Here is a 13,304-nt window from a genome sequence, read left to right as displayed (position 1 = left end):
TAATCAATTGGTATTGAGATGTCCTTGTCACTTGATTCTTATTCTGCCAATGTATCTCATACACAAGGTCTTTATAATAAGTTTAAAAAGCATTTATACAACGCACAATGAACAATAGATTTCCAAAATTACCATCACAAGTTCCTCAACGCGGTTCAAAGTTGAGTCGAGCAGCGTTCAAACAGCTTTATCTTCGACAAGGCTGGTCTTTTGAAGGAGAATTTCCAAATTTTCCCAAAGCTGTCGCAATTGTGTCCCCGCATACATCAAATTATGATGGACTGTATGCCTTTCTCGCGATGCTTGGCATTGGCATTGAAGTCACAATCTTTGGAAAAGATAGTCTGTTCAAATCTCCACTCAAACATTTACTCAAATGGATCGGGGTGATTCCGGTAAAACGTGATACCCCCCAAGGCTTGACTCAACAAATTGTTCAAGCTATTCATGAACGAGAGAAAATTTGGGTGGCAATGGCACCTGAAGGTACACGAAAAAGTGCTAAAAACATTCGCAGCGGTTTTTATCACATTGCCTTAGGTGCAAATATACCAGTGGTAATGTTTGCATTTGATTATGATCATAAAGTCATTCGATGTTTAGGAAGCCTCGAAATGACGGGAGACTATGAATCTGATCTGCATAAAATATTAGAATATTATCGTGGAAAAATTTCTCCTAAAAATATGAGTCGTTTAGCATTACCCTTTAAAGAACTTTTGTAAAAATGCTAGAAAAATAGACAGCAATCTGTTGAGATATGCCTAAAATTTTGACACTTTTTAGCAGATTAATGTCTATGTCATTGCTCCTCAATCTTCCCAAAATCAGCTTCATTGGCCTGAGTTTATTGGCACTATCAGGCTGTAACTCTACTGTAAAAAATCCTACACAATCCACTCAAATTCAAGCACGCGAGCCAGTGATCGCGATTGCTCTAGGCGGTGGTGGTGCAAAAGGTTTTGCGCATATTGGTGTATTAAAGGTTTTAGAATCTCATGGTATAAAACCCAAAATTGTTACGGGTACAAGTGCTGGAAGTTTTGTCGGTAGTATTTATGCTTCAGGCAAATCTCCCTATCAACTACAGCAAATTGCACTTCAACTGAAAGAGTCCGATATTCGTGATTTAACTTTAAATCGACAGGGTGTGGTCCTCGGTCAAAAGCTCCAAGATTATGTCAATCGACAGGTTGGGAACAAACCGATTGAACAATTCCCGATTCGATTTGCTGCAGTTGCCACACGTTTAGATAATGGTAAACGCGCTGATTTCGTCAAAGGTAATACAGGTCAAGCCGTAAGAGCGTCATGTAGTATCCCTAACGTCTTTGTTCCAACAACGATTGGCAAAACCAAATATGTTGATGGTGGACTCGTGAGTCCAATTCCAGTTCAAACTGCCAAAAATATGGGTGCAGATATTGTGATAGCAGTTGATATTTCTGCACGCCCTGCAGGCAATAAGCCGATGAGCATGTGGGGACTGTTGGATCAAACGATTAATATTATGGGTCAACAAAGTATCAATACTGAACTCAATGCAGCTACAGTCGTGATTCAGCCAAAAGTTGGCCATTTAGGAACTTTGGATTTGAAAGCCAGCAATGAGGCAATACTTGAAGGTGAGAAAGCAGCGCAATTGAAAATTAAATCAATAGATACCGCAATTGCCAATTTCAAAAAATCTCCTGCTGCTTTCAAACCTGCACCAACAGCTCGCTTTTAAGCATTTTTTATAGGCTTCTCTGCCCTAGTCTGATATCTTGATATAGATGTTTTCGTCTATAACAAGATAACGATTAGAGTAGATGTATGGACTTATTGATTGAACCTTGGCATTGGTTTGTATTAGGTATTTTGCTCATCCTGTCTGAGCTCATTTTACCGGCCTTTGCTGCACTGTGGTTTGGTATAGCTGCAGTCATTATTAGCATACTGGTGTGGCTATTTCCTTCTATGGGGCTTCCAGCTCAAATTATTTTATGGGTTGTCCTATCGATTTCATGTACGGTGATTTGGTTTAAATTTATTAAACCACTTTCCGTTGATAAGACTAAAGCGGGGCTCTCACGTGAATCGACAATCGGACAAGTTGGGATGGTGATTCAAATTGGTCATGAACCTGAATTGGTCAAAGTTCGTTTTCAGCTTCCAGTTCTCGGCTCTGACGAATGGAATTGCAGAACACTGAGCCCTGTTCAGGTCGGTGATCGTGTCAGAGTTACAGATATTTTAGGTAATGAGCTGGTCGTTCAAGCGCACAATAACCTCAACTCACCGTTATAAACAATAATTCTTAAAGGAGTAGAAATGTCTGGTTCAATTATTGCCATCGCATTTTTGGCATTCGTCGGGATCACTATTTTTAAAGGGGTTCGTATTGTTCCTCAAGGCTATAAATGGATCGTACAACGTCTGGGTAAATACCATACAACCTTAAGTCCAGGTCTAAACTTTGTGATTCCTTATGTTGATGAAGTCGCATATAAAGTCACGACAAAAGATATCGTTCTCGATATTCCATCTCAGGAAGTGATTACAAGAGATAACGCAGTTCTTTTAATGAACGCTGTTGCCTATATCAACATTACTACACCAGAAAAAGCAGTCTACGGTATCGAAAACTATACTTGGGCAATCCAAAACCTTGTCCAAACTTCTTTACGTTCAATCGTCGGTGAAATGGACTTGGATGATGCTTTATCTTCACGTGATCACATTAAAGCGAAGCTAAAAGCAGCAATTTCTGATGATATTTCAGATTGGGGAATTACGCTTAAAACGGTTGAAATCCAAGATATTCAACCATCAGGTACAATGCAATCCGCAATGGAAGCCCAAGCCGCAGCTGAACGTCAGCGTCGTGCGACAGTGACACGTGCTGATGGTGAAAAACAAGCTGCGATTCTTGAAGCTGAAGGTCGTCTTGAAGCATCACGTCGCGATGCTGAGGCTCAAGTTGTACTCGCTGAAGCTTCAGAAAAAGCCATTAATATGGTTACCAATGCCGTAGGCGACAAAGAGATCCCTGTCGCTTATCTACTTGGTGAACAATATGTAAAAGCAATGCAGGATATGGCTAAATCTAATAATGCTAAAACTGTGGTATTGCCTGCTGACATTATGAATACGATTCGTGGGGTAATGGGTCGTAATAATCCTTAAATCGCTCAAACACTCTTCAAAATTTAAAAGGCAGCTTCGGCTGCCTTTGTTATTGATATGACTCAAGATTCAATACTTCAGCATTTATTTTAAATTTATGGTTAAATTTCGCATCCTGAAAGATTGCATGAAAACAATCTATCGTCTAACTGCATCATGGAAATTGTATGAGCACCTTTGATCCCACCTTAATCACTTTCTTGTTCTATATTGTCGCCATGGTCGTGATTGGTTTAATCGCGTATCGAGCGACCACGAACTTTTCAGATTATATTTTGGGTGGACGACGCTTGGGAAGTTTTGTAACAGCCCTTTCAGCTGGTGCTTCTGACATGAGTGGCTGGTTACTTATGGGTTTGCCAGGTGCTATTTATCTTTCTGGTCTATCAGAAATGTGGATTGCAATTGGTTTAATTATTGGTGCATGGCTCAACTGGCTGTTAGTGGCAGGACGTCTCAGAGTTCATACTGAAGTTCAACACAATGCCCTTACACTCCCAGATTACTTTTCCAATCGTTTTAATGATCAGAAAAAAATTCTACGAATCGTTTCTGCATTTGTCATTTTAATCTTCTTTGCCATTTATTGTGCTTCAGGCATGGTGGCAGGCGCTCGATTATTTGAAAGTATGTTTGATCTTTCTTACAGCACTGCCCTTTGGATTAGTGCAATTGCAACGATCAGTTACGTTTTTATTGGTGGTTTCTTAGCTGTTTCTTGGACAGACACCATCCAAGCGGGATTAATGATTTTTGCCTTATTGCTTACCCCCATCGTGGCTTTACTGACTTTTTCCGATTTATCTCAAGTGAATCTAGCACTTGAAGCAGCGCGACCAGAAGCAAGCAGTTTAATGGGTAACTTAAGTACCGTCGCAATTATTTCATTACTGGCTTGGGGTTTAGGCTATTTCGGACAACCTCATATTCTTGTACGTTTTATGGCTGCTGATTCAGTTAAATCGATTCCTAATGCTCGTCGTATTGGTATGACTTGGATGATTCTGTGCCTTGGTGGTGCAGTGGCTGCTGGATATGTCGGTATTGCTTATTTTCAGCAAAATCCACAGTTCGCTAATATTGTGAATGCTAACCCTGAAACTGTATTTATGGAGTTAACGAAAGTTCTATTTAACCCATGGATCGCCGGCATTGTATTAGCTGCCATTTTGGCTGCGGTAATGAGTACATTGAGTTGTCAACTTCTTGTTTGTTCAAGCACTTTAACCGAAGATTTTTATAAATCTTTCATCCGTAAAACTGCTTCTCAAAAAGAACTGGTTTGGGTGGGTCGCTTGATGGTGCTACTGATTGCTTTACTTGCGATTGTTTTAGCGTCAAACCCTGAATCTAAAGTACTTGGTCTAGTTGCCTACGCTTGGGCAGGCTTTGGGGCAGCATTTGGCCCGCTCATTATTCTGTCTTTATTCTGGAAACGCATGACATTAAATGGCGCTTTGGCGGGGATGATCATTGGTGCAGTGACCGTTATTGTATGGAAAAATATTTGGGCTGATACTGGAATCTATGAAATCATTCCTGGCTTTATTTGCTCCCTCATCGCAATCATTGTTGTGAGTTTATTAGGTAAGCAACCGACCTCAGATGTTACTGACCGATTTGACGAAGCAGACCGATTATATAAAGCGACAAAATAACAAATGAAAAAGAGGACTTTCAGTCCTCTTTTTTTTTTTAACTTTTTCGAGCAAGTAAAAAAGCTGAAATCTGCTTAAGTTCAGATGCCGAATCACCAAAATAATCTAAAGCACTAATCGCTTGCTGATGAAGCTTATTTGCATATTCTTTTGCAGCATCTAAGCCCAATAAAGCTGGGTATGTTGATTTTTCGACAAGTTCATCTTTTCCAGCGGTCTTTCCAAGCGTTTCAGTATCCGAAACTATATCTAAAATATCATCTTGTACTTGAAATGCTAAACCTAATGCCTGACCAAATTCACGCAATTTCGGTATTCCTGCATCTACACCGTCCATCACTGTCACTGCTGACATCATGATTGCGGACTGAATCAGTGCACCAGTTTTATTACGATGAATATTTTCCAATGCTTCCTGATCAATTTTCTTGCCTTCCGCTTGCAAATCTAGGACTTGACCACAAACCATCTTAGAAGATGATGTCGCCAATATCTGCATTTGCTTCAACACAATAGAAGGATCTACAGTGACTTGTGTATCAAAAAGGCGACTTCCTAAAACCTCAAATGCCATCGACTGCAAGATATCTCCTGCAAGTAGTGCTGTATCTTCACCATATGCAACATGGCAAGTTGGTTGACCACGACGCAACAAATCATTATCCATACATGGTAAGTCATCATGAGCAAGTGAATAGCAATGAATTAACTCGACTGCAACTGCTGCACGTCGCACAGCAGCAAAATTTTTATGATCTTCACTTAATTCTGCTGTTGCATACGCTAAAGCTGGACGAACCCTTTTTCCACCTAACATGACTGCATGATTTACAGCACTTTTCAATGGCTCTGGAATGAAAAATGCATCTAGGGCAATTTTCAAATCCTGTTGGATTTGCTGTTGAGCACGTTGTAATACTTCACTATTCACAGAGATATGTACTGTCACTGCCGTCTTTGAACCTCAAGTTATACCGTTTCATGTCGGTATATATAAAATTGTCCTTATTCTACAACCAATTGTGATTGCTACAAAACACAATGCTGATTTGTTTTATTTAGTGATAGTTTAAATGAAGAGTGACTATTCATCTAACACATGAATCGAGTTTCGACCCAATACATGTGCAATGTCAACAGCACGATCTAAGGTTTCTAATATTTGCTTTTCTGAGTACATTTTCTGGCAATTAGGATGAAAAATCCCAATCGCACACGTGAGTACCTCATCCTCTTGAGGATCGAAATAAATTTTTTCACGGACCAATGTTTGTTTTAGGCGTTCAGCAATGGTGAGAATTTTCCAAGGAGTCGATTCTTGAATCACCAAGATAAAACTTGCAGAATTCAAACGATAGACTTCTGCTAAATCTTGATTCAACTCCTCTTTAATCAGAGATCCAATACGACTCAAAATTTCATCGCCAATGGTATAACTATTGAGCTGATTAAACTTTTTAAAATTTTCGACTTCAAACTTGATAAAAGAATAATTCTTCCGATCTTGAATAAGGAAGCGATCTTTTAAAAACTGTTCAAATGCCAGCTTATTGTTCATCCCAGTCACAGGGTCCAAATATAGCTCTTCAAACAACCTTTTATTATTTTGGATCAAGACACGTTCACGTCTTTTCAATTTTGTTATATCTGCACATACGATCAACACGCAATCCAAAGAGGATGATTTATCTCTTAAAGCACTAAAATAAATTTGAAAAAAATGCCCTTTTGAATAGAACTCATTTTCAATTTTGTATAAGCGTGAATCATGTCGAAACAATTGCAGCGCATCTTGAAATAATTGGTAAACAGTTGTTGATACGAAACCTAATTTCTTTCCGAGTAAATAGAGTGCATCACTCTCATAGATATCAGCAAATAATTGATTTGCACTAATAAAGACACCATCATGCTGAACTAGCGCCACAGGCACAGGGATTTTGGCAATCACGGATACCAAATCTAATTTATTTGTAGCATGAATTTGGTTTAGAAACTCTTGATCAATCTTGGGCGTATCCTGCTCAAAATTATTATCCTTCTTCATTGGTCTTTCTCATTTTAATTATTCGTGGAGCGAAGGCTATTCAGCAACTTAATTTTATGAATTCGGTGAATATAATCACGTTGACTTATTTCCTTAATATAACATGTCAAAATTGTCATAGTCTTATTTATTTATGAGTGAATCGTACTGTTAGTAATGCTTTCAGACTAATTTAGTATACTTATCACATATTTTAAGCGCGTAAAAAAACCACTCGAAAGTGGTTTTTTCATCTTAAAACGTATCGCCAGGAATTCGCACCCATCCTTCCATGAGTACTCGAGCACTGCGACTCATAATGGCCTTTTTTACCGTCCATTGGTCATTAATTTTCTCCGCTTCAGCGCCTACTCTGAGTGTTCCAGAAGGATGCCCAAATCTGACTGATTTTTTTTCACCACCACCTGAGGCTAAATTGACTAATGTTCCAGGAATTGCAGCGGCGGTTCCAATCGCTACAGCTGCGGTTCCCATCATGGCATGGTGTAGTTTACCCATAGATAAAGCACGAACCGTCAAGTCGATCTCATCAGCGTGTACTGCTTTTCCGCTAGATGAGATGTAATTTTTAGGCGCAGATACAAATGCAATTTTAGGTGTATGCTGACGTTGAACCGCTTCATCAATATGCTGAATAATACCCATCTTTACAGCACCATAAGCACGAATTTTTTCAAACTTGACCAAGGCCTCGACATCATTATTGATATGATCCTGAAGTTCAGTTCCTTCATACCCTAAGTCTGAAGCACACATAAAAATAGTTGGAATACCCGCATTAATCAGCGTCACCTGAAAGCGACCAATATCTGGGACTTCCAGCTCATCAACCACATTTCCTGTGGGAAACATGGCAGCCCCATGCTCTCCATCATCTGCGGGATCTAAAAATTCTATTTGCACCTCTGCAGCTGGAAATGTTACCCCATCAAGCTCGAAATCACCTGTTTCCTGAACCTGACCATTTGTGATTGGGACATGCGCAATAATCGTTTTCTGAATATTGACCTGCCAAATCTTTACCGTACAAATTCCATTCTCTGGGATCTTTTCTGCACTCACGAGACCATTTGAAATCGCAAACGAGCCTACAGCAGCCGTAAGATTGCCACAATTACCACTCCAATCGACGAATGGTCGATCAATTGCAACCTGTCCAAAAAGATAATCTACATCATGATCAGATTGAGCGCTTTTAGAGAGAATGACTGTCTTACTGGTACTAGATGAAGCACCACCCATTCCATCAATTTGTTTGCCATAAGGATCAGGGCTTCCTATCACACGTAATAAGATTTGATCTCTTGCTTTACCTGGAACTTGAGCTTCTTTGGGTAAATCATTTAAGTTAAAGAAAACACCTTTACTCGTTCCTCCACGCATATAAGTGGCTGGAATTTTAATTTGTGGTGTTGAACTCATAGCTCATTCCTTCTCTTTTAATATTTGTTATCAATCGTGATTTTTAGTTCAACACAGTATAAATGATTTTTTATGTGAACATGAGCACTTAACACTATGGTATGAATTTCCATCAATTACGATAGATTAAATTTAATTCACTCTAACAAAAATAAACTCTAATAAAATTAAATGATTGATTAAAAAATAATTAAATCATTTTTCTATAATAATTTTATTTTATTTAAATCATAAAAAACATTCATGAACGCTGACGTACTAGGCTAATGCAATTTGATCTATTACAATCTTGTAACTTATTTCAATCGTCGGGCTGAATACTTTGAATAACAAGTCTTCACAACTTCAGCGTGGCTTAAAGAATCGTCATATCCAATTAATCGCTATGGGTGGTGCAATTGGTACAGGCTTATTTTTAGGTTCCGCACACGTGATCCAATCTGCCGGCCCATCTATTATTTTGGGTTATGCAATTGGTGGTTTAATCGCTTTTTTAATTATGCGCCAATTAGGCGAAATGATTGTTCATGAACCTGTTGCAGGATCATTTAGTCATTTTGCAAATAAATATTGGGGTAAGTTTCCTGGATTCCTAGCAGGTTGGAACTATTGGATTCTTTATATTTTGGTCGCGATGACCGAATTAACAGCTGTTGCAAAATATATTAACTATTGGTGGCCTCACATTCCTGCTTGGTCATCAGTTCTTTTCTTCTTTATTATCATTACCTTAGTTAACCTCTGTAATGTTAAATTTTATGGAGAATCAGAGTTTTGGCTGTCTATTATTAAAGTAGCAGCTGTCGTGTCGATGATTATCTTCGGTCTATTCTTGTTGTTTACAGCAGGATCTGACTCTACTGCATCATTCAGTAATCTTTGGACTCACGGTGGTTTCTTCCCTCATGGATTCGAAGGTTTATTCTTCATGTTGGCATTCCTGATGTTCGCCTTTGGTGGTATTGAACTGATTGGTATGGCGGCAGCTGAGGCTGAAAATCCAGAGAAAACGATTCCTAAAGCAATTAATCAAGTTGTTTTCCGTATTCTGATTTTCTATGTTGGGTCGCTTACAATTCTTCTTTCTTTAGTTCCATGGAATCAACTGCAACTTGGTGGTCTAGATAAAAGCCCATTCGTAATGATCTTCAGTCAACTGGGTATTGATTGGGCTGCTCACCTGCTCAACTTTATTATTTTGACTGCTGCGCTATCGGTATATAACAGTGGAATGTACGCGAATAGCCGTATGCTTTTTGGTTTAGCAAAACAAGGTAATGCCCCTAAAATTTTTGAAAAAACCAATAAACAAGGTGTACCTGTTCCAGCAGTATTGTTGTCAGCGGTGTTAATTTTCGGATGTGTTTTATTAAACTATTTTGCACCTGAAGATGCTTTAAGTAATTTAATTTATATTGTTGTTGGTGCTCTAGTACTTAACTGGGCGATGATTGCGTTGACTCACTTGAAATTTAAACAAGCGATGAAACTGTCAAATACCACTTCAAAATTTCCTGCTCTATGGTCACCAGCCAGTAACTATTTGGTTCTTGGGTTTATTATTGTCGTGCTTTACATCATGTGGACTCAGGGCTTAAGCGGTGCTGTGATCATGATTCCGATCTGGATTATCCTGATGTTGGTATTATTTAAATTACTTTACCGAAAATAGTAAGACGCATTAAAAAAGTTATTGCTAAGCAATAACTTTTTTTCAAAAATTTTTTGATCAGATTAGTATGCGTCCTTAGCTTAACTGGATAGAGCAGTTGCCTCCTAAGTGACCGGCGTGGGTTCGAGTCCCGCAGGGCGCACCATTTTTGAGTTTAATACACTTATCAACAAATTGACCCAAAATAAAAAAAATAATGTCATTTCAGTCAAATTTTTGTTGCATCTCATTACCTTTATGATATGTTGTTTGTAGAGCAAAAAATAAACATTTAAGCATAAATCGTTTATTTATCAGCTCTTAAGGAAATAACTAAAAAAATTCTATTAAATTAAAAATTCAAATTATCTAAGGATAGATAACATGAAATTAAAAACCATCAGTGCATCTGTATTATTTGCTTTATTACCGATTTCTGGGGCTTATGCAGCCGCTATGGATCGCTCAGGTCAATCGATAGGAGCATTTTTACAACCAAATAACTACTTTGAAGCAGGTATCTCCATTATTGACCCTGATGTATCTGGAAAAAATCAATTGGGTCCAATTAGTGATATGGCTGAGGATTATTACTTCCCAAGTGCTGCATTAAAACTGCAATTAAATGAAAAATTCTCTTTCGGCTTACTCTATGATCAACCCTTTGGAGCATCAGCCTATTACACAGATGGATTACTTCCAGGATTACTGCCAGATAGTACACTTCCTCTCTCTTCAACAGAGGTTAAAGTAAATTCAAATAACATATCAGCTATTGTTGGGTTTCAACCTAATGAAAATTTGAATATTTATGGCGGTGGTGTATATCAGGATGTGAGAGGTAATTTAACTTTATCTAGTTTAGCGAATTATCAGGCTCATTTTAAAAGAGATGAAGGTTATGGTTGGTTAGCTGGTGTTGCATATCAAATCCCTGAAATAGCGTTAAAAGCATCCTTAACATATAGATCTGAAATTGACCATAGTTTGGAAACTACGGAAGATGCCAATGGTTTGATAAACGCTTATTCAAGTTATTTTGGTTATCCTAGTTTTATTGTTGAGAGCATAGTTGGACCTCAAGTAGCTCAAGTACTAACTAATCTTAAAAATTTAGATTCGAGTGGGGCATTAAATACACCTTCTCAGAATACTAAAATCAGCACTCCACAATCAGTTAATTTAGACTTTCAAACAGGCATCATGGCAAACACCGTTGCTTTTGCAAATGTTCGATGGGTTGAATGGGGAGGTCTAAAAATTGATATTGATAAATTTAGATTGTTAACACAAGCTGTTACTGGTCAAGGACAAAATATTATTGAATATGATAAAGATCAATGGTCTGCAACGGTTGGCGTTGGTCGTAAGATTAATGAAAAATGGGGCGGTGCATTATCCGCAGGTTGGGATTCTGGAGCTGGGAATCCAGTAACCGCACTTGGACCAACAGAAGGCTACTGGAATCTAGGTTTGAGTGCTCAGTTTAGCCCTACTCCTGCAACCTTTATCGGTGGCGGTGTAAAATATTTTTGGTTAGGAGATGCTGATGGCCGATCTGTTGGTCGTGAAGTGGGTAAGTTTGAAGATAACAATGCTTGGGCATATGGTCTAAAAATAGGTTATCGTTTCTAAATGCCATTTATTTTTCAAAAGAGCACTTTTGTGCTCTTTTTTTATTTAATCATGAATGCCATTGACTGACTGTATAGTTCATTTAAATATTAACGATAAGATAGTGTCGTTCAAAATTAAATAACTCATAAATTCAATAATTTATATAAAAAATAAAATTCCTATTATTTTTATCAGAATTAAAATTCAATTATAAATTTATTTCCTTAGAGTATTTACTCTGATTCTTAATGTGTTATTTTGTGAACATAAGATTTAGGATCAGTTTAAGATAACTAATCCTCAATTCAATTGGAAAATACAAAATAATTCATTGAAGAAGATCAGGGAAAATTCAAGTGAAATTAACAAAATTATCAGCTGCTGTATTATTCGGTTTAGCATCATCAGGCACTTTTGCTGCTGCATTAGATCGTTCTGGACAATCTATTTCATCATTCCTTCAACCAGGAAATTACTTCGAAGCTGGCATCTCAATTTTAGATCCATCTGTCTCTGGTAAAGACTTATCTGGTAATTACACTGGTGATATGGCTGGTGATTACTACTTTCCTTCTGCAGCATTAAAAATTCAAGCGACCGATAAAATTTCATTTGGTTTGATTTATGACCAGCCTTTCGGTGCTGATGCAGCATATAAAGGTAACAATAATTTTACCACACAAGGTTCTGATACCATTTTAGGTGCACTCCCAGTTTACCTTGGTGAAAAGCCAGCAAGTGCTCCTATAGGTGTAGGTTTAAATACTGGTGTAACAGGTGGCACATCAGTCGAAGTAGATACACAAAATATTTCCGCTATTATCGGCTTCCAACCTAACGAAAATTTTAATTTCTATGGCGGAGCTGTTTATCAAACTGTTAAAGGAAATGTAAAATTAAGAGGATCGACGTATAGTATCTTTAATGGATACGATGCTGATATTAAAGAAGACGGCGACTTCGGTTGGTTAGTCGGTGCAGCTTATCAAATTCCTGAAATCGCTTTAAAAGCCTCTTTAACATATAGATCTGAAATTAGTCATGACGTTGAAGTAAATGAAAGTATTCCTGCTGCAACCGCATTAGCAAATCCAGCAAATGCTCCTCAATTGATTAACCTCATTACAACTTTGACTGCACTTGGACAAATCGATCAATATACAGCAGGTAGCCTACAAGGAGCAATCGGTGCTTTAGGTGCTGGCTTCAAACCTGGATCTACAAATGTTACTACTCCACAATCTGTCAACTTAGATCTACAAAGTGGCATTATGGCGAACACCGTAGCATTTGCAAACATACGTTGGGTGGATTGGTCTAGTTTCTCAATTAAGCCTAATAATTTCGGTCAATTGGCTGATGCACTTGGTAGTGCCGGACTTATCCCTGGCAAACCTAATGGATTTAACCTAGTTGATTATTCTAAAGATCAATGGTCTGTAACAACAGGTGTAGGTCGTAAATTTAACGAGCAATGGGCTGGTAATGTTTCAGTTGGATGGGATTCCGGTGCAGGCAATCCTGTAACGACACTTGGACCAACAGAAGGTTATTGGAACGTAGGTTTAGGTCTTCAATATAGCCCTACTCCAGCTACGTTTATTGCAGGTGGTGTTAAATACTTCTGGTTAGGTGATGCTGATGCTCAGACAGGTGCACATAGTGCAGCAGGCAAGTTTGAAGACAATGACGCTTTAGCTTACGGTCTTAAAATCGGCTATAAATTCTAATCATTCGTAAA

The 13,304-nt window shown here is 38.2% G+C and carries 11 protein-coding genes and 1 tRNA gene; 9 read left to right on the top strand and 3 right to left on the bottom strand.

Going from position 1 to position 13,304, the window contains the following annotated elements:
• The first annotated feature begins 107 nt into the window (after positions 1 to 107).
• The 5 genes from AC1M9B_RS10155 (at position 108) to putP (ending at position 4,826) form a co-directional block, all read left to right on the top strand.
• Positions 108 to 725, top strand: a complete 618-nt coding sequence (locus tag AC1M9B_RS10155; RefSeq protein WP_481609024.1) for a lysophospholipid acyltransferase family protein — start codon at positions 108 to 110, stop codon at positions 723 to 725.
• Between the two features lie 74 nt (positions 726 to 799).
• Positions 800 to 1,729, top strand: a complete 930-nt coding sequence (locus tag AC1M9B_RS10150; RefSeq protein WP_051586590.1) for a patatin-like phospholipase family protein — start codon at positions 800 to 802, stop codon at positions 1,727 to 1,729.
• An 86-nt stretch (positions 1,730 to 1,815) separates the two neighbouring features.
• On the top strand, positions 1,816 to 2,289 hold the full coding sequence (locus tag AC1M9B_RS10145) for an NfeD family protein (protein WP_481597685.1): 474 nt from the start codon (positions 1,816 to 1,818) through the stop codon (positions 2,287 to 2,289).
• Between the two features lie 24 nt (positions 2,290 to 2,313).
• The gene (locus tag AC1M9B_RS10140) at positions 2,314 to 3,168 is read left to right on the top strand and encodes an SPFH domain-containing protein (RefSeq protein ID WP_035268029.1); all 855 of its coding nucleotides are present in this window, start codon (positions 2,314 to 2,316) and stop codon (positions 3,166 to 3,168) included.
• Positions 3,169 to 3,335: 167 nt separating this feature from the next.
• A complete protein-coding gene (gene putP, locus AC1M9B_RS10135; RefSeq protein ID WP_481596299.1) occupies positions 3,336 to 4,826 on the top strand; it encodes a sodium/proline symporter PutP in 1,491 nt (496 codons plus the stop codon).
• Positions 4,827 to 4,863: 37 nt separating this feature from the next.
• Here putP and AC1M9B_RS10130 read toward each other — a convergent pair whose 3' ends face one another.
• The 3 genes from AC1M9B_RS10130 to prpF all read right to left on the bottom strand — a co-directional run bounded on the left by AC1M9B_RS10130 (position 4,864) and on the right by prpF (position 8,295).
• Entirely contained in the window at positions 4,864 to 5,775 is a 912-nt protein-coding gene (locus tag AC1M9B_RS10130; protein ID WP_481609023.1) for a polyprenyl synthetase family protein, read from the bottom strand.
• Positions 5,776 to 5,910: 135 nt separating this feature from the next.
• Positions 5,911 to 6,873, bottom strand: a complete 963-nt coding sequence (locus AC1M9B_RS10125; RefSeq protein ID WP_481607713.1) for a GGDEF domain-containing protein — start codon at positions 6,871 to 6,873, stop codon at positions 5,911 to 5,913.
• 234 nt (positions 6,874 to 7,107) lie between these two features.
• A complete protein-coding gene (prpF, locus tag AC1M9B_RS10120; protein WP_481609022.1) occupies positions 7,108 to 8,295 on the bottom strand; it encodes a 2-methylaconitate cis-trans isomerase PrpF in 1,188 nt (395 codons plus the stop codon).
• Between the two features lie 322 nt (positions 8,296 to 8,617).
• Between prpF and AC1M9B_RS10115 the strand changes: the two genes are divergently transcribed.
• The 4 genes from AC1M9B_RS10115 to AC1M9B_RS10100 all read left to right on the top strand — a co-directional run bounded on the left by AC1M9B_RS10115 (position 8,618) and on the right by AC1M9B_RS10100 (position 13,293).
• Positions 8,618 to 9,967, top strand: a complete 1,350-nt coding sequence (locus AC1M9B_RS10115) for an amino acid permease (protein ID WP_092767004.1) — start codon at positions 8,618 to 8,620, stop codon at positions 9,965 to 9,967.
• A gap of 69 nt (positions 9,968 to 10,036) precedes the next feature.
• Positions 10,037 to 10,112 (top strand) — tRNA-Arg (locus AC1M9B_RS10110).
• 218 nt (positions 10,113 to 10,330) lie between these two features.
• Positions 10,331 to 11,581, top strand: a complete 1,251-nt coding sequence (locus tag AC1M9B_RS10105) for an OmpP1/FadL family transporter (RefSeq protein WP_481587251.1) — start codon at positions 10,331 to 10,333, stop codon at positions 11,579 to 11,581.
• Between the two features lie 338 nt (positions 11,582 to 11,919).
• Positions 11,920 to 13,293 carry an OmpP1/FadL family transporter gene (locus AC1M9B_RS10100; RefSeq protein ID WP_481609021.1) on the top strand — a complete coding sequence of 458 codons (1,374 nt, stop codon included), beginning with the start codon at positions 11,920 to 11,922 and terminating at the stop codon, positions 13,291 to 13,293.
• The last annotated feature ends 11 nt before the right edge of the window (positions 13,294 to 13,304 follow it).

The organism is Acinetobacter sp. ANC_7513 (genome assembly GCF_056779915.1).
Note: the sequence above shows the minus strand (reverse complement) of the source record. Positions and strands in the feature narration are given on the sequence as shown.